This is a genomic window from Pseudomonas sp. NFIX49 (assembly GCF_900115915.1).
Classification (GTDB): Bacteria; Pseudomonadota; Gammaproteobacteria; order Pseudomonadales; family Pseudomonadaceae; genus Aquipseudomonas; species Aquipseudomonas pharyngis.
On record NZ_FOYE01000003.1, the window covers coordinates 110,946 to 134,626 of the forward strand.

Annotated in this window: 25 protein-coding genes; 14 read left to right on the forward strand and 11 right to left on the reverse strand. The window is 61.4% G+C overall.

From position 1 onward, the window contains the following. Positions 1 to 29: 29 nt before the first annotated feature. Positions 30 to 1,415 (reverse strand): hypothetical protein, encoded by a 1,386-nt coding sequence (locus tag BMZ46_RS08680; protein WP_039770862.1) that lies wholly within the window; start codon positions 1,413 to 1,415, stop codon positions 30 to 32. A 355-nt stretch (positions 1,416 to 1,770) separates the two neighbouring features. On the opposite strand from BMZ46_RS08680, the gene BMZ46_RS08685 reads away from it, so the two are divergent. Next, on the forward strand, positions 1,771 to 2,259 hold the full coding sequence (locus BMZ46_RS08685) for a GFA family protein (RefSeq protein ID WP_074687840.1): 489 nt from the start codon (positions 1,771 to 1,773) through the stop codon (positions 2,257 to 2,259). A gap of 100 nt (positions 2,260 to 2,359) precedes the next feature. Beyond that, positions 2,360 to 3,157 carry a MipA/OmpV family protein gene (locus BMZ46_RS08690; protein WP_081353092.1) on the forward strand — a complete coding sequence of 266 codons (798 nt, stop codon included), beginning with the start codon at positions 2,360 to 2,362 and terminating at the stop codon, positions 3,155 to 3,157. Between the two features lie 6 nt (positions 3,158 to 3,163). Here BMZ46_RS08690 and glp read toward each other — a convergent pair whose 3' ends face one another. Together glp and moaB are read right to left on the reverse strand one after the other, a co-directional pair. Continuing rightward, positions 3,164 to 4,369: a molybdopterin molybdotransferase MoeA gene (gene glp / locus BMZ46_RS08695; protein ID WP_074687838.1), complete on the reverse strand. Its 1,206-nt coding sequence runs from the start codon at positions 4,367 to 4,369 to the stop codon at positions 3,164 to 3,166. Continuing rightward, positions 4,366 to 4,905, reverse strand: coding sequence for a molybdenum cofactor biosynthesis protein B (moaB, locus tag BMZ46_RS08700; protein WP_039770868.1), 540 nt, complete (start codon positions 4,903 to 4,905; stop codon positions 4,366 to 4,368). Before moaB ends, glp begins: the two co-directional genes overlap by 4 nt. Before the next feature lie 298 nt (positions 4,906 to 5,203). Between moaB and BMZ46_RS08705 the strand changes: the two genes are divergently transcribed. The 8 genes from BMZ46_RS08705 to BMZ46_RS08740 all read left to right on the forward strand — a co-directional run bounded on the left by BMZ46_RS08705 (position 5,204) and on the right by BMZ46_RS08740 (position 13,145). Beyond that, positions 5,204 to 6,103, forward strand: a complete 900-nt coding sequence (locus BMZ46_RS08705) for a LysR family transcriptional regulator (protein WP_007957027.1) — start codon at positions 5,204 to 5,206, stop codon at positions 6,101 to 6,103. A 160-nt stretch (positions 6,104 to 6,263) separates the two neighbouring features. Continuing rightward, positions 6,264 to 7,106 carry a formate dehydrogenase accessory sulfurtransferase FdhD gene (gene fdhD, locus BMZ46_RS08710; RefSeq protein ID WP_074687837.1) on the forward strand — a complete coding sequence of 281 codons (843 nt, stop codon included), beginning with the start codon at positions 6,264 to 6,266 and terminating at the stop codon, positions 7,104 to 7,106. After that, positions 7,103 to 7,588, forward strand: a complete 486-nt coding sequence (gene moaC, locus BMZ46_RS08715) for a cyclic pyranopterin monophosphate synthase MoaC (RefSeq protein WP_039770876.1) — start codon at positions 7,103 to 7,105, stop codon at positions 7,586 to 7,588. Before fdhD ends, moaC begins: the two co-directional genes overlap by 4 nt. Further along, positions 7,585 to 7,836, forward strand: a complete 252-nt coding sequence (locus tag BMZ46_RS08720) for a MoaD/ThiS family protein (RefSeq protein WP_074687836.1) — start codon at positions 7,585 to 7,587, stop codon at positions 7,834 to 7,836. Before moaC ends, BMZ46_RS08720 begins: the two co-directional genes overlap by 4 nt. Before the next feature lie 3 nt (positions 7,837 to 7,839). Continuing rightward, complete coding sequence (gene moaE / locus BMZ46_RS08725) at positions 7,840 to 8,301, forward strand: molybdopterin synthase catalytic subunit MoaE (protein WP_074687835.1); 462 nt, start codon at positions 7,840 to 7,842, stop codon at positions 8,299 to 8,301. 284 nt (positions 8,302 to 8,585) lie between these two features. Continuing rightward, entirely contained in the window at positions 8,586 to 9,929 is a 1,344-nt protein-coding gene (gene chrA / locus BMZ46_RS08730; protein WP_074687834.1) for a chromate efflux transporter, read from the forward strand. Positions 9,930 to 10,353: 424 nt separating this feature from the next. After that, the gene (locus BMZ46_RS08735; protein ID WP_064595435.1) at positions 10,354 to 11,718 is read left to right on the forward strand and encodes a glutamine synthetase family protein; all 1,365 of its coding nucleotides are present in this window, start codon (positions 10,354 to 10,356) and stop codon (positions 11,716 to 11,718) included. 143 nt (positions 11,719 to 11,861) lie between these two features. After that, a complete protein-coding gene (locus BMZ46_RS08740) occupies positions 11,862 to 13,145 on the forward strand; it encodes an NAD(P)/FAD-dependent oxidoreductase (RefSeq protein WP_074687833.1) in 1,284 nt (427 codons plus the stop codon). Between the two features lie 48 nt (positions 13,146 to 13,193). Here the strand turns inward: BMZ46_RS08740 and BMZ46_RS08745 are convergent, their stop codons facing one another. Together BMZ46_RS08745 and BMZ46_RS08750 are read right to left on the reverse strand one after the other, a co-directional pair. Then, positions 13,194 to 13,979, reverse strand: a complete 786-nt coding sequence (locus BMZ46_RS08745) for a DeoR/GlpR family DNA-binding transcription regulator (RefSeq protein WP_039770886.1) — start codon at positions 13,977 to 13,979, stop codon at positions 13,194 to 13,196. A gap of 269 nt (positions 13,980 to 14,248) precedes the next feature. After that, on the reverse strand, positions 14,249 to 14,764 hold the full coding sequence (locus BMZ46_RS08750) for a transporter suffix domain-containing protein (protein WP_074687832.1): 516 nt from the start codon (positions 14,762 to 14,764) through the stop codon (positions 14,249 to 14,251). 131 nt (positions 14,765 to 14,895) lie between these two features. On the opposite strand from BMZ46_RS08750, the gene BMZ46_RS08755 reads away from it, so the two are divergent. From BMZ46_RS08755 to BMZ46_RS08765, 3 genes are read left to right on the forward strand one after another with little or no spacing between them, the layout of a single operon-like run. Further along, on the forward strand, positions 14,896 to 16,449 hold the full coding sequence (locus tag BMZ46_RS08755) for an efflux transporter outer membrane subunit (RefSeq protein ID WP_092163861.1): 1,554 nt from the start codon (positions 14,896 to 14,898) through the stop codon (positions 16,447 to 16,449). Further along, a complete protein-coding gene (locus tag BMZ46_RS08760) occupies positions 16,442 to 17,539 on the forward strand; it encodes an HlyD family secretion protein (RefSeq protein ID WP_074687831.1) in 1,098 nt (365 codons plus the stop codon). Before BMZ46_RS08755 ends, BMZ46_RS08760 begins: the two co-directional genes overlap by 8 nt. Then, positions 17,529 to 18,566: a DUF2955 domain-containing protein gene (locus tag BMZ46_RS08765; RefSeq protein ID WP_074687830.1), complete on the forward strand. Its 1,038-nt coding sequence runs from the start codon at positions 17,529 to 17,531 to the stop codon at positions 18,564 to 18,566. Before BMZ46_RS08760 ends, BMZ46_RS08765 begins: the two co-directional genes overlap by 11 nt. On the opposite strand, the gene BMZ46_RS08770 is transcribed toward BMZ46_RS08765, so the two are convergent. From BMZ46_RS08770 to BMZ46_RS08795, 6 genes are all read right to left on the reverse strand, one after another. After that, the gene (locus BMZ46_RS08770; protein WP_074687829.1) at positions 18,551 to 18,997 is read right to left on the reverse strand and encodes a YMGG-like glycine zipper-containing protein; all 447 of its coding nucleotides are present in this window, start codon (positions 18,995 to 18,997) and stop codon (positions 18,551 to 18,553) included. The two genes, BMZ46_RS08765 and BMZ46_RS08770, sit on opposite strands and share 16 nt — an antisense overlap. A gap of 192 nt (positions 18,998 to 19,189) precedes the next feature. Next, positions 19,190 to 19,666: a hypothetical protein gene (locus BMZ46_RS08775; RefSeq protein WP_074687828.1), complete on the reverse strand. Its 477-nt coding sequence runs from the start codon at positions 19,664 to 19,666 to the stop codon at positions 19,190 to 19,192. A gap of 149 nt (positions 19,667 to 19,815) precedes the next feature. After that, a complete protein-coding gene (locus tag BMZ46_RS08780) occupies positions 19,816 to 20,838 on the reverse strand; it encodes an AbrB family transcriptional regulator (protein WP_074687827.1) in 1,023 nt (340 codons plus the stop codon). Between the two features lie 39 nt (positions 20,839 to 20,877). Further along, positions 20,878 to 21,300, reverse strand: a complete 423-nt coding sequence (locus BMZ46_RS08785; protein WP_074687826.1) for an HD domain-containing protein — start codon at positions 21,298 to 21,300, stop codon at positions 20,878 to 20,880. Positions 21,301 to 21,314: 14 nt separating this feature from the next. Continuing rightward, on the reverse strand, positions 21,315 to 21,704 hold the full coding sequence (locus BMZ46_RS08790; RefSeq protein ID WP_074687825.1) for a hypothetical protein: 390 nt from the start codon (positions 21,702 to 21,704) through the stop codon (positions 21,315 to 21,317). Between the two features lie 201 nt (positions 21,705 to 21,905). After that, entirely contained in the window at positions 21,906 to 22,319 is a 414-nt protein-coding gene (locus BMZ46_RS08795; RefSeq protein ID WP_074687824.1) for a hypothetical protein, read from the reverse strand. A 602-nt stretch (positions 22,320 to 22,921) separates the two neighbouring features. Between BMZ46_RS08795 and BMZ46_RS29495 the strand changes: the two genes are divergently transcribed. Further along, positions 22,922 to 23,197, forward strand: coding sequence for a fructose-bisphosphate aldolase (locus BMZ46_RS29495; RefSeq protein WP_074687823.1), 276 nt, complete (start codon positions 22,922 to 22,924; stop codon positions 23,195 to 23,197). The last annotated feature ends 484 nt before the right edge of the window (positions 23,198 to 23,681 follow it).

Below are 23,681 nucleotides of genomic sequence, written 5' to 3' on the forward strand. Positions count from 1 at the left end.
CCCCAGGGAGTCGGCCGCACGCCGTTTTCTCATGGAAACAGCAGCTTCATGTCCTGTTCCGAATAATTGTACTTGCAGCGCAACTCGGTCCCCGCCGGAATATCGTCCGCGGCGAACAGCGCACTCAGGATATAACGCCGACGTTCGAACCGGGTGCCGATCTGCAGGTCTGCTTCAACCTTGAACCCGATTATGTTCACGTTATAGCCCCCCGCCGCTTGCCTGACTGGCTTGTCGGCGGCGTCATATTCGAAGTTCGTGTTGATCCGCGAAACAATATTGTCACCGATGACCACCAGGGGCTCTTCGATGAACCTTCCCGGTCCGTAATGCAAATAAGTGCCCGCGAGCATGGTGTACGTCTGCTCCTCTGGCCGCAGCAGCCCTGCCCGGCTGATCGTTCCGCCGTAAAGGCCCAGCGCCTCGCCTCTGGTGATTCGCTTGTTCGCGACCACCATAAGCTGGCCGATCAGCGCTTTCTCGCCGGGTACTTTCACGTCGGCACTGGTGAAAGTACGCAGCTCGAGTTTCTCTTCATAGAGCCTGGCAACGTCTTCATAGCCTTCGAACTTGATGTAAGGCTTGATCAGCTCCGAACGATATCGCTCCCCCGTGCGCAAGGTCACCAGCGTTTCCAGTTTGCGAATCCGTACCGGCCTGCCCTGCGGATCGCGCAACGGGTATTTGCCGTTGTTGGTGCGGTCGTACGAAGCCAGACGATTGGCCCGGAACGAATAGCGCACCTCGTGACGCATGGCCGCCAGTTCCTGTTCGGTGTAAGGCTTGATCTGCATTGATTCGGAAGCCAGCTCGAACTCGTCGTCAGAAGCGTCCTGACGACTGCGCCCTTCGTCACCTTCCGGGTGAGGCATTGTCTCGAGGGGCGAGTCGACTTCACTGCGCGGGTCCGGGGTGCGAAAACGGTCAGTGTCAAACTCTTGAAGCGGGTGCCAGCGCCTGCCATCGCTATCGCGCTCCAGAACCGGGCCGGAAGGATTGAGTTCGCTGGCCAGCCTGGCACGGTACAACCCCGTCTGCGGATCGGCACTGACCTGGACGATGGCCTGATCGGGCAATTCGGCGAACTGGCGCCCTTTGAACGTCCTGAAGCCATCGGCATCGATCTCCGTCAGCCGGCCTGCCCCCGGGACGTGGTAGGCCTCCAACGACTGTTGCCCGGAGGCGGGTATTTCAATCGTCGGCTGCGCCTCGTGAACAGTGATCGAAGCCGGAGGACTGACGACCTCTCCAGTGCGGTCATGCGGGGCCCTTGAGCCTCCGGAAAAAGCGGGTGGATCTGGCTGCGTGAAGTGGCCACCGGGGCGAATCGTCGGCCCCGACACCGCGCCATCAGCGGGCGGTTTAAAATGGACATCAACCGGGCCTGCACCCTTGGTTGGCGGTTTGACTGGCATATCCAACTTCCTTGATAAATGGCCGGATCAAATCCTGTGAATCTGAAGCCGGCCGGTGTTCGGCGTCATTGCCGGTTCATCTACATGGCGAAAAAAGGCTACCAGACTCCGACCACACCCACCCACGCACAAACCGCTTCAAATTGATTCCCGGCGCGCTCCGGCCAACAGCGTCTGCGGCCGTTCTGCAGATGTTTCTGCGCCCTGATTGTGTGATCCATCACCACGCCTGCCCTTGCGCCGACGTTCCCAGCACCAGACCGGCGCGGGGTAAAGATACAACTGACGCTCCGGGCGCCCGGGATGTTCTCGTCTAGGCTGAACCGGACGACTTCAGCCCAAACGGAGGCCACTCATGCACCTCGAAGGCTCCTGCCACTGCGGCGCGGTTTCATTCACCCTCGACAGCGCCCACCCCTACCCTTATCAGCGCTGCTACTGCTCGATCTGCCGCAAGACCCAGGGCGGTGGCGGCTATGCGATCAACCTGGGCGGCGACGCGGCCAGCCTCAAGGTGCGCGGGCGCAAACACATCACGATCTACCACGCGAAAATGAAAGACGAAGGCGATGCCCGCGCCCACCGCAGCAGCGCCGAACGGCACTTCTGCTCGTTGTGCGGCAGCGGACTGTGGCTGTTCAGCCCGGAATGGCCGGAGTTGATCCACCCGTTCGCCTCGGCCATCGACACGCCGTTGCCGGTGCCGCCGGAACATACCCACCTGATGCTCGGTTCGAAGGCACCGTGGGTCGAAGTGCAGGCGAGCAAGAAGGATCAACAATTCGAGGTCTATCCCGAAGAGTCCATCGCCCAGTGGCACGAACGGCTGGGACTGAGCCGATAACCGCCTTCACAGTCTTTGACAGTTTCCCGACAAAGCTGCCAAAGATTGCCGGCCGCCCCCTCACTAGCATGGGCGCATCCAATCTTCCCTCGGGTGCCCCATGCCGGTTTCGTTACACACACTTTCGCTGTCCCTGACTTCCCTCTGCCTGCTGCTGCCGGGCGATTCGTTGCGTGCCGAAGACTGGCACGCCACCCTGCGTGCCGGGGCGGCCAGTGCGCCGCGTTACAGCGGCAGTGATGAACGGGTGGTGGCGCCGTTGGTGGGGGTCGAAATCGTCAGCCCTTATGGTGTGTTTCTCGACAGCAGCCGAGGCCTCGGCTGGGGCTTCGACGAAGAGGATTTCGGCCTCAGCGTCTACGTCGGCGCCAGCGACGTGCGCAAGGATCGCAAGACCGGATTCAAAGGCTCGGACGAGCTCAACGGCATGGGTTCGATCAAGTCGCGCCCGGTGATCGGGCTCGACGGGACCTATCACATGGGCCCGATCATTCTCGGCGCGAGTTTCGAGCATGCGCTGGAAAAGGACGATGATGACCACGACACCGGCTCGTCGTGGAACCGCCTCAAGCTGAGCATCAGCGCGCCGTTCTACGAAGGCCGTTACGGCAAGGTTACCGGCGGCCTCAACAGCCAGTTCGGCGACAGCAACTACATGCGCACCTGGTACGGCGTCAGCGACACCCAGGCCTCGCGCAGCCAGTTCCGGGCCTACAACGCCCGGGGTGGCCTGGTCAGTCGCGGTGCGGATCTGACCTGGTCGTTGCCGCTGGATGAGCAATGGAGCGTGTCGACCGTTCTGGCGGTGCAGTACCTGAGCCACGAAGCGGCCGACAGCCCGATTGTCGAGCGCCGGTTGCAGACCTCGTTGGCCGGGCAAGTGGTCTACAGCTTCTGATCGCGCTCAGAACAGCTCGCTGAACGGGATGAAGCGCAGCGGATCACCGACCCGCAAGGTGCTGTTCTCGGGAATTTCCACCAGCCCGTCAGCCCAGGTCGCGCCGAGCAGCACCCCGGAACTCTGGTTCGGATACAGCGCCGCCTGACCGCCCTCCAGACGCACGCGCAGGTATTCGCGACGGCTGCCGGGTTTCGGCCAATCGAAGCCGGCGTTGACCGTGAAGCTCAGCGGCATCACCTCTTCCACGCCTTGAATGCGCAGCAGGTACGGGCGCGCCAGCAGGCCGAAGGTCACCAGCGCCGAGGTCGGATTGCCCGGCAGGCCGATCACCGGCACCGAGCCAAAATGGCCGACCGTCAGCGGTTTACCGGGTTTGATCGCGAGTTTCCACAGCAGCGGTTTGCCGTTGTCGCGCAGCACCTGGCCGAGAAAATCGGCGTCACCGGCAGACACGCCGCCGGTGGTCAGAATCAGATCGGCCGCCACTTGCAACTGCTCAAGCTTGAGTCGGGTCTGCGCCGGGCGATCAGGCAGAATCCCGGCGTCGATCACTTCGCAACCCAGTTCGCGCAACCAGTGGTCGAGCAAGGTGCGGTTGCTGTTGTAGATGCTGCCGGGACGCAGCGGCTGGCCAGGTTCCACCAGCTCATCACCGGTCGACAGCATTGCCACGCGCGGACGACGCACCACCGGCAAATGGGTCATGCCCTGCCCTGCGGCGACGGCCAGTTCGAACGGGCCGAGGCGTTTGCCGGCGCGCAGCAAGGTGTCGCCGACGCGGTTCTCCTGGCCCTGGGGACGGATGTTCTGGCCGACCTTCAGCGGTTGCAGGAAATGTACGCGACCGTCCTCCAGCACTTCGACGTTTTCCTGCATCTCCACGCAATTGGCGCCCATGGGCAACGGCGCACCGGTGAAAATCCGTGCGCAGGTGCCGGACAGCAAGGCGTCCGGCGCCATCCCGGCGTAGACCCGCTGTGACACGCTCAACGGCTGGCGATGCAGGTCGGCGAGGTTCAAGGCATACCCGTCCATGGCGCTGTTCGGCCACGGCGGCAGGTCGAGGGTGGCGACCAGATCGCTGGTCAGCACGCGCCCGCGCGCTTCGTTGAGCGGCACCGATTCGCTGTCCGGCAGGCGTTGTTCATTGGCCATGGCCAGCAGTTGGTCGAGGGCGTCCTCGACCGGCATCAATCCCGGCTTGCTCATCCGCGCGGCCCGCAGGCTTGCACCGGTTTGAGGTGCGGAACGAAGTTGCACGGGCGGTGACGGTTATCCAGTTGTTCGGCGAGGATGCCTTCCCACGCGGTGCGGCAAGCGCCGGTGGAACCCGGCAGGCAGCACACCAGCGTGCCGTTGGACAGGCCGGCCAGCGCGCGGCTTTGTACGGTCGAGGTGCCGATGTCGAGAATCGAGATGGCGCGGAACAGCTCGCCAAAGCCGTCGATCTGCTTGTCCAGCAGGCAAGCCACGGCTTCCGGAGTGCTGTCGCGACCGGTGAAACCGGTGCCACCGGTGATCAGCACCACTTGAATGCCGTCGTCGGCGATCCACTGCGCGACCTGGGCGCGGATCTTGTACAGGTCGTCCTTGAGCAGGTTGCGTTCGCTCAGGGTGTGGCCGGCCTCCAGCAGGCGGCTGACCAGCAACTGGCCGGAGGTGTCGCTGGCGTAATCGCGGGTATCGCTGACCGTCAGCACGGCAATATTCAGGGGAACGAACAAGGCATCCGATTTCACACTCATGGCACTCTCCGGCCGTCGTCAATTCAGTGGGTGACGAGCCTAAGTGCCGCTTGTGAGAGCTGTCTAATCACTCTGGCCAACCACACTATCGACCTGCTCTATCGGTGATTTTTTTCAGCCCCTCGACCACTGTCCGGCCCAATGAAACCGGGCGTCATCGAAATCCTCGATAGGCTCTTAGACACTGCCGATTGGACGAAAAAAACCATCAATGGGATCGTCGTTCCCTGCGCTTTCCGTGCGCTGTACGCATCTGCGTCAATACTCAATCAAAATTCCTTATCGAGCAGGTGCCGTCGTGGACATCAAACAACTCAAGTTCCTGATCGCGCTGGACGAAACCCGCCACTTCGGCCAGGCCGCCGCGCGCTGCCACATCACCCAGCCGACCCTGTCGATGCGCCTGCGCAATCTGGAAGACGAGCTGGATCTGGTGCTGGTCAATCGCGGCCAGCGCTTCGAAGGTTTCACCCAGGCCGGCGAGCGCGTCCTCGCCTGGGCCCGCACGTTGCTGGCCGCTCACGACGGGCTGTTTGCCGAAGCGGCGGCCTGCCGGGGGCAACTGGTGGGTAGCCTGCGCCTGGGGCTGGTGCCGCTGAGCAACTTCAATCCGGTGAATTACATTCAGGGTTTGTCCGGGACTTATCCGGAGCTGAAGTACAGCCTGTCGTCGCTGAGTTCGGACGAGATCATCGAAGGCCTGGGCAACAATCAGCTGGATCTGGGCGTGTGTTATCTGGACCACGTCAACCCGAACTATTTCGAGTTCTTCGAGATTGGCGAAACCCGTGTCGGCCTGCTCTACGACACCCGCCACTTCCATTTCGAAGGCCCGGAAATGAGCTGGGAAGACGCCGCCGAACTGCCGCTGGGGATGATCACCACCGGCATGCACTATCGAAAGTCCATCGACTTGAGTTTCCGCAGTCGCGGGCTGAATCCGCAGCCGATCATGGAAAGCGACTCGACCTATCAATTGCTGCAGGCGATTCACCAAGGCTTCTGCTGCTCAATCATGCCGCTGGACAGCGGGCTGGAAGAGCCGATCGAACATCTGGCTTTCATTAACCTGCCGGATGCCAGCGTGCTCGCGCCGCTGGGGCTGGTGATGCGCAAGACCGAACCGCGCTCGGCGATTGCCGAGAAGTGTTTTGCCGAGGCGCGCAAGATGTTCGGGATCGAGGCGCCTGCCGTTTAACCCTCCCCAAGTTGCCTGAAACGTTGCACTTCGGTGCAACGACTTCAGGTCCGCCTGCGGTCATCGACCAATCCAATCACTGCATCGGAACAAGCGATTGGACGCACTTTTCCCTGCCCCGTAGCCTGAACCCACTTCAGCGCTTCGTGGGACTTTCAAGATGCTGTGCCAAGTTGAACAACTCATCGAACCGGGCGACGCCAACGCCCCCGCGCCACAACCGGCGTCAGTGGCTTATCGCGAATACCTCGACGACGCGCCGGTGTCCCACGCGGCGCTGGCGGCGGAAATCGCCCTGGCCATCAGCTACAACGGCCTGAATCAGGCGGTGATGATGGTCTCGCCAGGCAACATCGAAGACTTCATTCGCGGCTTCAGCCTGAGCAACGCCATCGTCGACCGCCTCGACGATATCCATGACATCCGCCTGACCCATTTCGACCAGGCCTGCCAGGCCGACGTGCAGATTTCCAGCCGTGCGTTCTGGGCCCTGAAGGATCACCGGCGGCAGATGGCAGGCACCAGCGGTTGCGGCCTCTGCGGCGTGGAAGCCCTTGAGCAGGCGCTGCCGCAACTGGAGATCCTGACCCCGACACCCTTGCCACCTTCCGCACATTTCGAGGGGATCCGCCAACGCATCGAGCAGGCCCAGCAACTGGCCCGCAGCAGCGGCGCCCTGCACGCAGCGCTGTACTTCGATGCCGACGGCCAAGCGTTGCTGTGCCGCGAAGACATCGGCCGCCACAACGCCCTCGACAAGCTGATCGGCGCCCTGCAATTCGAAGGTCTCGATGCGCGTCAGGGCTTCGTCGTGGTCACCAGCCGTTGCAGCCTCGAACTGATTCACAAAGCCGTGCGCGCCCGCCTCGGCACCCTCGTCAGCCTGTCTGCCCCCACCGCGCTGACCGTGCGCTGGGCGCTCAAGCACCGCTTGAACCTGATCCACGTCCCGCACCGCAACGCCCCGCGAATCTACAGCCCGATCCAGGAGCCCACCGCATGAGCAACACCCTCACCCACCTCGACGATCAGGGTCGCGCCAACATGGTCGACGTCAGCGACAAAGCCGCCACCCGCCGCGAAGCCACCGCGCAAGCCTGGGTGCAGATGCGTCCGGAAACCCTGCAAATGATCCAGTCCAACGGCCACCCCAAGGGCGATGTGTTCGCCGTGGCGCGGATCGCCGGGATTCAGGCGGCCAAGCGCACCCATGAGTTGATTCCACTGTGTCATGCGCTGCTGCTCAGCTCGATCCACGTCGAGCTCAAAGCCTGCGAACCGGACCGCGTACAGATCACCAGCACCTGCCGCCTCACCGGCCAGACCGGCGTCGAACTCGAGGCCCTGACCGCCGCCAGCGTCGCCGCACTGACCATCTACGACATGTGCAAGGCGGTGGACCGGGCGATGGTCATCGGCGACATCCGCCTGCTGAGCAAACAGGGCGGCCGCTCCGGCCACTTTCAATGGGAGAACCCGCAATGATTCTGATCAACTACTTCGCCAGCTACCGTGACCGGCTCAATCTGGGCGGTGAAAAGATCCCGGCCAGCGACACCCTCGCTTGTGTCGAGGATGTACGACAGATGCTGATGCAGCGCGGCGATGTCTGGCGTGAAGTGCTCGGCGCCGGCAACCTGATGTGCGCGGTGAATCAGGAGCTGTGTCAGCCGGATCAGACGATCGAGGATTTCGACGAGATTGCGTTTTTCCCGCCAGTTACGGGGGGTTGAGGCATGGGTGTTCGAGTCCAGCGTAAAGGCTTCGATGCCGGTCAGTTGATTTCCGACCTGCATGCGCGCAATCCACGGGTGGGCGCGGTGGTTAATTTCATTGGTTATGTGCGGGATCTGAACGTCGGGCAGTCGGTGACCGAGCTGTCTCTGGAGCATTATCCGGGCATGACCGAAAAGGCCTTGGAGCAGATCGCCGAACAGGCCCGCGAGCGGTGGCCGCTATTGGCGGTGGAGATTGTGCATCGGGTCGGTGCGTTGTCGGTGACCGAACCGATCGTGTTCGTTGGCGTCAGCAGCAAGCATCGGCATGCGGCGTTCGAGGCCTGTGCGTTCATCATGGATGTGCTGAAAACGCGTGCGCCGTTCTGGAAGCGTGAGACTACCCAGGAGGGTTCGCAATGGGTCGAGGCTCGGGAGAGTGATCAGAATGCGGCGTTTCGCTGGAGTCTGGCGCATGCCTGAAGACCGAAAGCCCTCACCCTGGCCCTCTCCCAGAGGGAGAGGGAACCGACCCGGGGATATTGCAGTACTACGCCGACCTGAACCTATAGCGTTGAATCCGGATGCCAGCAGTTTCGAATCCATAATCGACTCGGACTTTCAGGTCGATGTTTGACGCAAGACACCTCGGTCGGCCCCTCTCCCTCCGGGAGAGGGCTGGGGTGAGGGCTGCAATCTCGATACCACTCCTTAACAAAAGCCTGATTAGATAGCCGCTCCACCACAACTCAACTCGGGAGCCACACTTGAGCCAAACGCCAAAAGACTTGCCCCGTCCTCAACCCATCACCCTGCGCCAGGCCTGGCCGTTCTGGCTCAAACTCGGCTGCATCGGCTTCGGCGGCCCCGCCGGGCAGATCGCGATCATGCATCAGGAACTGGTGGAGCGCCGGCGCTGGATCTCGGAGCGACGTTTCCTGCATGCGCTCAACTACTGCATGTTGCTGCCAGGCCCCGAGGCCCAACAACTGGCGACTTACATCGGCTGGCTGCTGCACCGAACCCCTGGCGGCATATTGGCCGGAGTGCTGTTTGTATTGCCTTCGCTGCTGATTCTGATCGCTCTGTCGTGGGTCTACATCGCGCTCGGCGATGTGCCGGCGGTAGCCGGGGTGTTTTACGGAATCAAACCGGCGGTGACCGCGATTGTGTTGCACGCGGCCCATCGCATCGGTTCGCGAGCGTTGAAGAACAGTTGGTTATGGGCGATCGCCGGGGCAGCGTTCGTGGCGATTTTTGCCTTCAACCTGCCGTTCCCGCTGATCGTGCTCGGCGCGGCATTGATCGGTTATTTCGGCGGACGCTGGGCGCCGCAGCGGTTCAGCAACGGCGGCCATCGCGGCGGCGAAAAATCCTTCGGCCCGGCGCTGATCGATGACGACACACCGCCACCCGAACATGCGCGGTTCAACCTGCCGAGGCTGCTGCGTCTGGTGCTGATCGGTGCGCTGCTGTGGTGCCTGCCGATGGCGTTGCTGACCGCGTTGTTCGGCTGGGACGGCACCTTCACGCAGATGGGCTGGTTCTTCACCAAAGCGGCGCTGCTGACATTCGGCGGTGCTTATGCCGTGCTGCCCTACGTGTATCAGGGCGCGGTCGGACATTACGGCTGGCTGACGCCAACGCAGATGATCGACGGCCTGGCCCTGGGCGAAACCACGCCGGGGCCGCTGATCATGGTCGTGGCGTTTGTCGGGTTCGTCGGCGCTTACGTGCAACCGACGTTCGGTCCGGAACACGCGTTCGCCGCCGGCGCGCTGGCCGCGACGCTGGTGACCTGGTTCACCTTCCTGCCTTCGTTCCTGTTCATCCTCGCCGGCGGGCCATTGGTGGAGTCGACCCACAACGAATTGAAGTTCACCGCGCCGCTGACCGCGATCACGGCGGCGGTGGTCGGGGTGATCCTCAATCTGGCGTGTTTCTTTGCTTACCACGTGTTCTGGCCCGCCGGTTTTACCGGTCAGCCCGATGTGTTCTCGATCGTGCTGGCCCTCATGGCCGCCCTCGCCCTGTTCTTTTTCAAGCGCGGCGTGATCGAGGTGTTGATCGTTTGCGCCCTCGTCGGGCTGGGGTTTTACCTGCTGCGCTGAACCGGGGTGCACGCCAACGCCTGCGGAAACAGGCGTTTACTTATCCGGGGATTCCCCCTTACTATCCAGCCACACCGGCATGGCGGGACGCTCCCGCCGCCGACGTTTTCCGCCAACGGAAACACGCGTCATGAGCACGTCACTCCAACAATCAGAATCGTTGAACGTCTCTGCACTGCGCGCCCTTCTTCACAGGGGCCGCGCATGAATCGCATCGTCAATCTCCCCATGGCCCTGAGCCGTTCCAAGCTGCGTCACTCCGCACGCCCGCCGGATATCTGCCTGCCCGTCTGATCGCGCCGGTAAAAATCGCGACAGCTCCCCCTCTTTTTTCGATATCCCTGCCAGGACGCCCGCGCCTTTTGCCGAGCTGCGTCCGGCCCGAATCTGCGCGCCTGTGCGGCGCCATCGTGAGTGATTGATTATGAAATTCGCAGCCATTGAAGACGCCCGTCATTTTCTCGAGCAGAACCCCGACATCGACATGATCGAGCTGTTCATCCTCGACGCCAACGGCGTGCCGCGCGGCAAGCTGTTACACCGCGAAGAACTGCTCGCCGTGTACGAAAGCGGTCGCCCGCTGCCGAGCACCATCCTCGGTCTGACTGTGCATGGCGAAGACGTGGAAAACTCAGGCCTGGTGTGGGACGTCGGCGACATCGACTGCCGCGCCTACCCGCTGGAAGGCAGTCTGGTGCGCCTGCCGTGGCGGCAGATTCCGACTGCGGCGGTGCAGGTCAGCATGCACCCGGAACAAGGCATGCCGGCGAGCATTGCCGACCCGCGTCACCTGTTGATCAAGGTCATCGACCGCCTGAAAGCCGAGGGCTACCACCCGGTGATGGCCTGCGAGCTGGAGTTCTATCTGCTCGACGCCAAACGCGATCACAACGGTCGTCCGCAACCGGCGCTGGATGCCGACGGTGGGCGACCGCGACACACGCAGGTCTACGGTTTGCGTGAGCTGGAGCAGATCGAACCGTTCCTTGCCGACCTCTACAGCGCCTGCAAACTGCACGGCATTCCGGCGCGTACGGCGATCTCGGAATACGCGCCGGGCCAGGTGGAAATCACCCTCGAACACGGCGATGCGCTGGAGGCGATGGACCAGGCCGTGCGCTACAAACGGCTGGTCAAAGCCGTGGCGCACAAGCACGGGATGCAGGCGACGTTCATGGCCAAGCCGTTCGATCATCTGGCGGGTACCGGCATGCACATGCACGTCAGCCTTGCCGATGCCGAGGGGCGCAATCTGTTTGCCTCCGAAGACCCGGCCGGCACGCCGCTGTTGCGCACGGCGATTGGCGGGATGCTCGCCTCCCTGCTCGATTCGCTGCTGCTGTTCTGCCCGAACGCCAACTCCTACCGCCGTTTCCAGGCCAACAGCTACGCACCGCTGGCACCGACCTGGGGCGTCGACAACCGCACCGTCAGCCTGCGCGTGCCCGGCGGCCCGGCCAACACCCGACACATCGAACACCGCATCTGCGGCGCCGATGCCAACCCCTATCTGGCAGCGGCAGCGATCCTGGCGGGCATTCATCGCGGGATAAAAGAAGACATCGATCCGGGTGAACCGGTGGAAGGCAACGGTTACGCGCAGGCGAAAGAATTGCTGCCGACCGACTGGCTGACCTCGCTTACGGCGCTGGAGAATTCGGTGTGGGCGCGGGATGCGCTGGGGCAGGAGTTTCTCGGGGTGTATCTGGCAGTGAAACGTGCGGAATACCGGCAGTTCATGGCCGAAGTGGGCGAGCAGGACTGGCGCTGGTACCTCACAGAGGCCTGATCTTTCACAACTCCCCCTGTGGGAGCGGGCTTGCCCGCGAAGGCGTCGTCACATCCAACACTTCAGGTGACTGACACATCGCTTTCGCGAGCAAGCCCGCTACCACAGGGTCCGTGCACCGACTTCCGAATCTGGACACTGAAATGACTCAACGCAGCAATTCCTACTACACCGCGACCCTCAACCGCGACACCGACTACCCGACCCTGCAAGGCCGGCACAAGGTCGATGTGGTGATCATCGGCGGAGGCTTCACCGGCGTCGCCACCGCCGTCGAACTGGCCGAAAAAGGCCTGAAAGTCGCCATCGTCGAAAGCCACAAGATCGGCTGGGGCGCCACCGGGCGCAATGGTGGGCAGGTCACCGGCAGCCTGTCCGGCGACGGCGCGATGCGCAAACAGATGCGCAATACATTGGGCGATGAGGTCGATGATTTCATCTGGCACCTGCGCTGGCGCGGCCACGAAATCATCAAGCAACGGGTCGAGAAATACACGATCGATTGCGACCTCAAGCACGGCCACTTGCACGCCGCCTACAAGCCGAGCCACATGGCCGGTTTGCGCAGCGACTACGACGAAGCCGTGCGCCGAGGCATGGGCGATGAGGTCAGTCTGCTCGACCGCAGCCAGGTGCGCGATCTGCTGCAAAGTGAGCTCTACCACGGCGCCATCAAGAACACCCGCAACATGCACCTGCACCCACTCAACCTGTGCATCGGCGAAGCGCGGGCGGCGCAAAGCCTCGGCGCGCAGATCTTCGAAAACAGCGAAGTGCTGGAGATCATTCACGGCGACAGCCCTGGCGTGCGCACCGCCCACGGCCGGATCGACGCCAATCAGGTGCTGCTGGCGGGCGACGTCTACCACAAACTCGAGCCGGGCCAGCTCAAGGGCAAGATCTTCCCGGCCATGGGCGGCATCGTCACCACCGAACCATTGGGCGATCTGGCCAAACAGATCAACCCTGAAGACCTCGCCGTCTACGACTGCCGCTTCGTCCTTGATTACTACCGCCTCACCGCCGACGGGCGCCTGCTGTTCGGCGGCGGCGCCAACTACAGCGGCAAGGACTCACGAGACATCGCCGGCGAACTGCGGCCGTGCATCGAACAGACTTTCCCGGCGCTCAAAGGGGTGAAGATCGATTACCAGTGGAGCTGCGCGATGGGCATCGTCATCAACCGCATCCCGCAACTGGGCAAGCTTTCGGACAACGTCTGGTATTGCCAGGGTTACTCCGGCCACGGCATCGCCACGACCCACATCATGGGCGAGATCATGAGCCGGGCGATCACCGGGCAGATGCAGCAGTTCGACACGTTTGCCGCGTGCTCGCACATTCGCGTGCCGATGGGCGATCTGCTGGGGAATCCGATGTTGGCGGCGGGCATGTGGTACTACCAGATGCTGGAAAAACTGCGCTGATCGAACAGGCCCCATCGCCAGTGATGGGGCCTTTTTTGCCGCAAAACCTCAGTCAGGCAACTGCTCCACCTCAATCCCCAACCGCCGGTAGTCCTCAATATTCCCCGACGCCACATGCCGCTCGGTGATCAGCGTGTGCAAGCGCTCGCACGGCGCCACCACAAACGGCTCCACCGCACCGAGCTTGTCCGCCGTGGTCACGGCAATCACCCGCGCCGCACAGTCGAGCAGCGCCTGCTTGACCGGCACTTCATCGAAATGCAGCGAGGTGATGCCCACCTCCGGATGAATCGCACAGACGCCGGTGATCGCCAGATCCGCCTTGATCCCCGACAGCAGCCGCAGCGCCTCGTGACCGCCAGCAGACAGGGTTTTCGGATTCAACTGCCCGCCCGCCAGAATCACTTTGATGCCCGGATATTCGGACAACGCAATTGCCGTCATCGGTGAGGCCGTGACCGCCGTGAGGCTGATGTCCCTGGGCAACGAGCGCGCCACCTGCAACGAGGTGGAACCCGAGTCGAACATCACCGTCTGCCCGTTCCGCACCTGCTGCGCCGCCAACTGCGCCAGACGAATCTTCACCTCGTCGATCTCGTCCAGCCGCGTGAAGTAGTCCTTGCCGGTGTCCTTGGGCCTCGGCAGTGCGCCGCCGTGCACCCGCTGCACCAGTCCGGCGTTGTCCAGCTCGGCCAGATCGCGGCGGATGGTGTCTTCGGACACCGCAAAATGCTGGCTCAACTCGGACGCCATGACCTTGCCGTCACGTTCGAGGATCAGAAGGATTTTCTGCCGGCGCAGGGAGGGAAGCTCGGAAGCGGAATGATCGTGCATGGTTTTGCCTGTTTGTGCTTTTAATTGCAGGTTTGCGCGAGCTTAGCCAAGCAAACCGGCAAACACAACGCCGGTATCAATGGCTTCGATCATTGGAATCACGAAGCCGAATTTTTTCTTTTGACCCGCCCCCGGCAGAATGGCCCCACTTTCAAAAGGACCAGGATGAACCCCCCATGAACCTCAATTTCGCTTTCGCCTGCATGGTCGTCGTGTCGTTTGCCATCGCGCTTGGGCATGCCTGATCAAAATCAAGACTTAGTTGGCGATCATTCCGCCACCACCCGCGCCTTGCGCACGAACAGCGCATGCACCTTGTCCCAGAAATTGCCGCCCAGCACGAAGAAGCTGCCGATGAACATCAAGTCGCCCAGCGCCTGCAACTGCCAGAGATTGGGCCGCACGCCCGGGAAGAAGTTATCGAAATATGGTTCCAGGAAGGACGACAGCAGCGGCAGGCAGAACATCACCACGCCGATCTTGTGGCGCAGCGGGCTGACTTCAGCCACCGGAGTCGGAATCACGCCGGAAATGTAGTGGCCGATCGTGCGCTTGAGTTCGGCGAACCCGGCCTTGCCCATCACCGCGATCACCAGCAGCAACAGCACTTTATTGCTGATGAACAGCACCCCGGTCAGCGCCGCGACTTTCGAGCCCGGCACGTCGAGGGCGGCGGCAATCGGCACCATCAGCCACGAACCGAGCATCAGGCAGATGATTGCCACGCCAACCTTGAAACGCCAGCTGGCGCTGGTGGGGGCAAGCGGTTCTTGAGCAGTGTCCATGGCTTCCTACCTTTTTATCCGGGGCGGGGTTCGGTGGCGTTCGCCTGAAAAAGCGTAGCAGCTGATTGCTTCGAACAACCCGCAATCTGCGGTCTATGCTCCAGTGACATTTCCCGCTGGGGCCTCCCGGTATGCCTGCAACGCCAGCCCTGCTGATCCGTCCCGGCCACCTGCTGCTGCTCGGTGCGCTGAGCCTTGGCGGCTGCCTGCGGCTGGGCCCGGATTTCCAGCCGCCGGCCGAGGCCTGGAGCAAGCAGTGGCAAAGTCCGGCGCTCGAGCAGGCCAGCGAGCGCGGCGCGGTACCGGATCTGCGTCAGTGGTGGCAGGTGTTTGCCGATCCGGTGCTGGACCGATTGATCAGCGACGCCGAAGCCCGCAACAGCAGCCTGAAAATCGCCGGCCTGCGGGTCCTCGAAGCCCGCGCGCAACTGGGCATCGCCGACAGCGGTCGCTACCCGCAGCTGCAACAGGCCAGCGCCGACAGCCTGTACATCGACCGCCGTCAGTCCGGCGGCAACAACCCGCAGGACTTGCACTTCTGGCAGCACAGCGCCGCATTCGATGTCGGCTGGGAACTGGATTTCTGGGGTCGCTTCAGCCGCGCCATCGAATCCGCCGACGCCAGCTACTTCGCCGCCCAGGCCAACTACGAAGACGCCCTCGTGCTGCTGCGCGCTCAAGTGGCCGACACCTACTTTGCCCTGCGCACCACCGAAGCCCGGCTGCGGGTCGCACGGGAAAATGCCGCCCAGCAAAAGCGTAACTTCGAGATCACCGAAAAACTCTTTCGCAGCGGCCAGACCGCCGAACTCGACCTGCAACAGGCCAGGACCCAATACCTCGGCACCCTCAGCAGCATTCCGGCGTTCGAAGATCAATTGCTGCGCACCCGCAATGCGCTGGCGGTGCTGGTCGGCCAGCCGCCCGGTGGCGCGGCGTTCCTGGCCGAACAACCGGGGCTGATTCCGTTGGTGGATCGCGCCGTGTTGCAGGATGTCCCGGCCAACCTGCTGCTGCGCCGTCCCGATGTGCGCGCGGCGGAGCTGAACGTGGCCGCGCAATCGGCGCTGGTCGGCGTGGCGGAAACCGATCTGTATCCCTCGCTGACCCTGCTGGGCAGCATTGTCTGGTCCAGCGACACCCTCGGCGCCACCCCGCGCAGCTTCGACCTGATCGGCGGCCCGAGCCTGCGCTGGAACCTGTTCGACTACGGCCGCATCCACAACAACATCCGCGTGCAGGATGCGCGCTTGCAGCAACTGATCGAGGCCTATCGCGACAAAGTCCGCCAGGCTGCCCGCGAAGCCGACGACGCCGCCAGCGGCCTGACCAAAGCGCTGGAACGCGAGCGCATTCTCGGCGAGGCCGAAGGTGCAGCGCGGCGTTCGCTGGTGCTGGCCAACACCCAATACCGCGAAGGCTATTCAGACTTTCAGCGGGTGCTCGATGCCCAGCGTGCGTTGCTGGAGCTTCAGGACAACTATCTGGTCAGCCGCAGCAACGCCGTGAGCAATCTGATCGCCCTGTACCGCGCCGTTGGCGGTGGCTGGCAAAGCGCCGGGCCGCAGATTGATTCAGCAACCCGCCAGCAGATGCAACAACGCACCGACTGGGGCGATCTGCTGAGCGCCCCGCCGCCGCAACCGACCTATCCGATTCCCTCGCAGGTAGACCGCCATGAGTGATGAAGCGCCGCCGGATCCGGCGAAAAAAGGCATCCGCTGGGTGCTGCTGGTGATTGTGCTGAGCCTAGTCTGGTATCTGCTGGCCGACCGTTTTACGCCCTACACCCAACAGGCGCGGGTCGGCGCATTCGTGATCCCGGTGGCAGCGGAAGTCGCGGGCCGGGTGATCAAGGTCAACGTGCGCAACAATCAGGACGTGCAGGCCGGCGACATCCTTTTCGAGCTCGATCCACAGCCGCTGCAAATTGCTGTCGACCGGGCCCGCGCCGATCTGGAAAACACCCGGCGCACGGTCGGCGCCAGCACCGCGGGCATCGCTTCGGCACAGGCGTCGTTGCGGGCCGCGCAAGCCAATGAACTCAAAACGCGCCAGGACAATCGACGGCTGGAAGGCTTGTACAAAGAAGATCCGGGCACGGTTTCGGTTCGGCTGCTGGAAGTGTCCCGGGCCAACCACGAGGCCGCTGTCAGCCAGGTCGCCGCCGCCCGGGCCGAAGTGCTGCGCGCGCAGGAGCAGGAAGGCGGCAACACCGACACCAACGCCAAACTGCTCAGCGCCGCCGCCACGCTGGCCAAGGCCGAACTGGATCTGGCCAACACCCGCATTGGTGCGCGTTCGGCGGGCCTGATCACCGACTTGCGCACCGACGTCGGCCAGTTCGCCGCTGCCGGCAGCCCGGTGATGACGCTGATCACGATCCAGGACGTGTGGGTCAGCGCCGATCTCACCGAAAACAACCTCGGCCGGATCAAGCCCGGCACGCCGGTGTCGATCATCCTCGACGCCCTGCCCGGCGAAGTGCTCGACGGCCGGGTGCGCAGCGTCGGTTACGGGGTCAGCGTCGGCCAGACGCCGCCGCCCGGCACCCTGCCGACGATCCAGAACAGCCGCGACTGGCTGCGTCCGGCCCAGCGTTTTCCGGTGATCATCGAGTTCAGCGAAGAGGCGAAAAGGCGCCTGTTCGAGAGTCGTTCGATTCGCGCCGGTGGGCAGGCGGAAGTCATGGCGTTTCCCAGCGAAGGCAATCTGCTCAATCCGTTGGGCCGGATGTTTGTCTGGCTGATGAGCTGGCTGAGCTATGCCTACTGAGCGGCCTATTGAGCGCAGCGTCCCGGCGCAACGTGCCTTGCGCCTGGCCTGCGGCACCGCGTTGTGCACCGCCGCCAGTTACGGCCTCGCCTTGCCGCTGTCGTTTCTGTCGCCGGTGCTCGCGGTGTTGCTGCTGGCCAGCATGCCCCGACCGTTGCCGGTGAAAATGGCGCTGGTGCTGACGTTGGTCGCCGCGTTCACCACCAGTATCGGGCTGTTGCTGGTGCCGTTGCTGCGTTATTACCCGGTGTGCGGCGTGCTGCTGATCGGTGTCGGTCTGTTTCTGGTGTTCACCTACGGTTTGCGCGGCGGCAACGTGCTGATCATGACGTTTCTGGTGATCGGCATGACCATGATTTCCGCCGCCGGTTTCGCCTCATTCGAGCTGGCCATGGCGGTGATCGGCGCGCTGGTCAAAGGCCTGTTGCTGGCCGTCGTCATCGTCGGCCTGAGCCACGTCCTGTTCCCGGAACCGGCCAACAGCCCCGCGCCACCACCCGCTCCCGCCCTGCCCGCCGAAGACGTGCCTCGCGTAGCGATGCGCGCAACATTGATCGTGCTGCCGACCTTTCTGCTGGTGCTGATCGACCCGGCCAGCTACCTGCCGATCATCCTCAAAGCCGTCAGCCTCGGCCAGCAGAGCACCACCACCCGCACCCACCACGCCGGGCGCGAATTGCTCGGCTCGACCTTATTGGGCGGGCTGCTGGCGGTGTTGTTCTGGTGTGCGTTGAGCCTGTTCGTGCACCTGTGGATGTTCTTTCTGTGGATGCTGCTGTTCGGGCTGTTGGTGGCGCGCAAACTCTATCGGCTGCACCCGACGCAGCTCGCGCCAGGGTTCTGGCTCAATACGCTGATCACCATGATCATCCTGCTCGGCCAGTCTGTTGAGGACAGCGCGGCGGGCAAGGACGTCTACACCGCCTTCGCGGTGCGCATGGGCTTGTTCATTCTGGTGACGCTCTACAGCGGCGTAATGATGCACCTGCTCGTCGCGCACCGGGAAAACCGTCAGGGCGTGACCTGATAACCCCGCCCTTGCAGGCAACCGGTGTAGGCGCTTGAACTGGCTGAAGCATCGGTCCGCCGCTGCTCGCGTCGATCCTGCCGCTGCCGCGCACCGCCGACTACCGCACCGGCGGCAGCCGTCTCTTTGGCTCGGTTCTGGCGGTAATCCTGCTTGCGATCATCGTCCACGGCTTCATAGAACTCGTCGTGCTGACGACCGCGCACTTCAGCGGCAGTAGCGCCGGCCGCCGCACCCGCGGCAGCGCCCTTCAGCCGACCACCGGCCTGGGGTGTCGACGTGGTTGAGGTGGATGCGATGGAATGACAATCGTTGATATCGATCTGGGTTTGCTGGGAAGTCTGGCCCTTGAGCGGGACGACGGATTCAGCGCTGGCCTGTGTGGCGCATATGGCAGCAAGTAAAAGCAGGATGGACCTTTTGCGGATCATGATTACCTCCGACGGCGCTCGGGTTAGCTGTAATGCGGGGTAATCAAGGAGTGTAGTTCAGTGCCTAGTCAAAATTCCCCCAGCCTGACGTTCACCCGTAAAGAGAGGGTCAGTCTGGGGGTAATTCAAGCTATAGAGCAAATATGGTTCAAAGATGTCAGCATCAATACTTTCACATCAACTTTCAGATACTTACTTCTCCAATTTAATTTCGAAATTTATTTCACGCGCGTAAGCAGGATCCATATCACTTCCATCGGGCCGACCGCCTTCGGCTTTTGCATTTATTAGCTTCCCTGTGATCTTGCCTTCGTGTGGTTCCATTTCAGCGATTCGCATGATGCCTTCGCTTATCCTGCCGCCGCTGATCATCAACTCTCCACCCTCCACCAGCAACGCACTAAAACCGCCTGAGCCAACGTTGTAATCAGTACCCGGTTTAAAATCAAAGTGCCTAAAATCCAGGCGAAACACCCAACCCTTCTCATCCTGAGTTGGCCCAAACCCCCAAAAATATCTTTGACCTTCAATCGTATGATAGCCATCGAATGCAATTTTTTTTATTGGTTCAAAATCGCTATTCGCGAGTGCAATTTTGAATTCCGCGACCAACTTCCCTACCTCTACACGGTCAACAGGGATAATTTCATCAACGCTGATTTTATGCATGATTAGCCACCTTCAGATTTTTTATAAAGACCCTTTCGGCTACACAATCTATACAATTAAACCAATAAACTCCCCTGTCAATTTTGACAGTATGGAAGAACAGTTCGATATATAGATCAGCGTTTTAAGACACAAAATCAATCAAGATCCTAATCGGCTGTGTTCCTCTCCCGCCGAGCCTGCACCAACAACGCCGGCGCAAAATGCAGCACCACCATTCGCGCCAGATGGTGAGTCAGGATAAACACCACATTCAGTCCGCCGGCGAACGCGACGATTGCGATGGTTTCGATTGCTCCTGGCATGTACGCGAGCCACAGCGACAACGCATCGCTGCCCAGCAATCGTGCCGCCGCCAATGCAAAAACCGCCGCGACCAGAATCATCAAACCCACCGACACCAACGCCGTGCGGCCATGACGTCCCAGTTCCGCGAGGCCCAAGCCCTGGAATCGGGAGCCGATCCGCACACCCAGAATCAGCGCCGCCAGATTCAAACTCCAGTCCGGCATATGAAAACCCTGCAGCCATCCCGATTTCACGAACACGGCGGTGATGATGATTGCCGTCAACATGAACGGCGCCGGCACGCCAACGGCCAGCAGCAAACGCCCGACCACCACGCTTAAACCGATCACTGCCAGCACGGTCAACGCCATGCCCGTCGACAGCGGATCGACCTCGACCGCCGCAACCGGTGCCGTTCCGGGAATCAGCAAACTCACCAGCACCGTGATCAGCAGCAGGCGCATCAAGTGCACGATGATCACCTTGCTCGACGCCTGATGCGATTCCAGCAAATCAAACACCGCCGCCAGCGCCCCCGGATACACCGCCAGCAACGCATCCGTGCGATTCCACCCTGCCCCGCGCGACAGCCACCAAGCAGCCAGCGCGACCTGCACTGCCAGACACAGCAACAACATGCCAAGGCTCGGCAACATCGTCGAAACAGTCGCGCTGTCCCACGCTTCGAACATCAACCCGGTAGCGATGCCCAGCGTGACCTGTATGTAGCCCAGACCATAGGGCGTCGCTGGCGCGAATTTGAATTTGGTGACGACCAGTGCCGTCACAAGAATCGAGCCCAACAGCAAACCGTGGGGCACGCCTTCGAACTGCAACAGCGCGCCGAAGCCGGCAGCAATCAACAAACACAGAATGGATTTCATGGTCGCCTTCCTGGCTATTCAAGGTGCTTTTCAGTTAAGTCAGGCGCGCAACCGTCCAATCGCCCGCCGATATTTTTCGATCCGCTCCAGATCCTCCCAACTCGGCGAGGCAATCCGCGACAGGTCGCTGTTCTCTTCCAGATCCGCCAGCTTCACCAGCCGTCCGATCGGGTTCTGCGCCGCGCGCTCGACGAAGTCCTCGTAGGATTCGCCGGGCACTTTGGTCACCGACTCGATGGCTGACAACACTTCTTCGCTGAAGCCTTCCTTGCGCAAATCATCCAGGCTGATGCCGCAATCTTCGACCACATCGTGCAGCACCGCGACGATGCGTTCTTCCAGGCTGCTCATGCGCAACATGACCTTCAGCGGATGCAAAATATACGGCGCACCACCCTTGTCCACCTGCCCCGCGTGGGCCGTGGCGGCAATCGCGATGGCGCGTTCCAGAGTCTGGGTCATGGAGGTTTCCTCGGTCAGACGCCGTACCGGCCGCCAATATAGAAGTGGCGCTTGAACCAGCGCCCGATCGCCTGCAAACGCCCGGCTGGCTGCGCCGGCTCGGCGTAGCGCTGGAGGATCAGCGAGACCAGATCAGCCTGACTCTCCCCCGAATGCGCGTCCATCAATTCGACCACCCACGCACATCCGGCCTTCTTCAAATGCTCACGCCATTCACCGGGCCAGCCATCCAGCTCATCCAGCGCCAACCACCGCGCACCACCCTGCTCGACATGCCCGCCGCCAATCGATTGCTCGAAGCAGAACGGCGTCGCCGGGCGGGACAGGTCGATGCTGAAGATGTAGATGTCCTGGGTTTGGTGCTGCGGCGTGGGGGCGTTGTTGCGGCTGCCGATGTGAATCATGCGCGGTTCCGTCCGTGGGAGAGGCGTTACAACTTGTTTCGCAGTCTACGTCGTGGTGCCAATGGGGGGAACCTTTGGCGATGAGCCGGGGTGTGGCAAGTGAAAAATTTGACTGGGTAGTCCGGGGATTTCGTTTCAGTCGGCCACAAAAAAGGGACACCGTTGGGTGTCCCTTTTTGCGTTTGGATTCAGGTTGATGGATCAGCGTTTCATGGCTTCACACTGGTTGCGCAGATCCCCGTCACCGATGCTCGCACAGCTGCTGCCCTGCATCGCTTCACAGAAGGAGCGTTTGTCACGATCCTGGATACTCGCGCATGAACCGCCTTTCTCCCCTTCGCAAGCGGTGCGCAGATCGTAATTATCGATCGAGGCACAACTACTGCCTTTCTTGGCGTCGCAATAGGCGCGCTGGTCACGATCCTGGATACCAGCGCATGAACCACCCTTCTCCGCTTGGCAGGCCGTGCGCAAATCGTAATTGTCGATGGAATAACAGCTGCTGCCTTCCTCCATGGCCTGGCAATAATTGCGTTTGTCTGGGTCAGTGATGCTGGCACAACTGGCGGAAACGTAACCGCTGAACAGCAACAACATCGCAAGAATCAGTTTCATCTCACACATCCCTGGGGTTGCCGGGAAACAGCCTGGCACTGGTTGATCCGTTCGAAATGAGCGTCGCGACACGCCATCAAATTGACATCGCTTTTCAGGAAAGTTCCGGGGCGGGGATGAGGACTGGATTTTGGGATCTGAAAACTTCGTAGGAAATGACCGCGCGTGGTGAGGGAGCTTGGTCTCGATGGGATGCGAAGCAGGCCGAGATTCGATGAGTCATTTTCCCTGACACTCCGTAACCCTTGATTTACAACGGCTGCGCGGCGGAACGGGAGTCAACTCTCTGACCAGACATGGCTATTTTGCGTCCTACAGGCTGATTGCGACGGTGGGAATCGGTGCCTAGAGTGGGTCTGTCGCTGAACGAATTTGGCGATAGGGTTTCGCAGCCCTGACGATACGTGTAGTAACCTGACGCCCCCAAAACGGTGACGGTCGCAATAGCGTCCGACAACCACTCAATGGTGGCTGTGTGTGGGAGATCTTCGGGTCTGCCGGGTTCCTCGTATCCTCGGTCTGCGAACCCGCACATGGCTACCACCCTTCGACTCGCAGCGAGCGGCAGTAGCTCTTCTCACGGATACGAGGAAGCTTTACTTATGCCGATGGATAAACCGCTCCGCAATTACGCGAATATGTCCCACCCCGCCACTGAGCAGCCCGTCCTGTTCGTGGATACCGACGCGCCACTGAATGACCTCCACGCCTGCGCTAGTGAGCGCCTCAATGCTGTCCTCAAATACCTCGACCTAATTGCCTGCGCTCAACTCCCCGACCACGCAGAGCACGACATCAATACCGTCACTACAATCGCCAGAATCTTGGTTCAGGACGTGAGTGACGTGTTTCGGGTGATAGAGAAGCGGGAGATTTGACGCCCTAAGTTAGGACTCGCTACGTTTCAGCAACAGAGATCATGCTTCTTTTGCGAATTAGCTCAAGGGCCGACTCCCGATACAGCTCAGAAACCACCCCTGTGTTTCTCAGAAGCGGCTATGGAATTCACGATTTCAATTTGATAGCTTCAACACCAGCCATTGGCCATCAGCAGTTCGGCAAGCAGAAAAACGCCGAGTATTTAGTGACTCGCGGCTGTGATTTTTCTAACGAAACCTTCAAAAAGTAAGGAAGGAAATATGACAGACAGAAGACCTATTAACCCTAACGTCACGGTTCCTAAACCTGGCGGCGGGGAGCAACCTCGCTCCAGAAATAGTGATGGCCAAATCCGCGACAAACGCAGTGATGCGGGCAAGCCAAAGAAAAAATAAACTTAAAGGTGACAGATTCATAAAGAAGATCTGTCACCTTTCTTCCGTAGATCATAAATACTCCAGTTAGAAGGAGCTCTAGGCATTA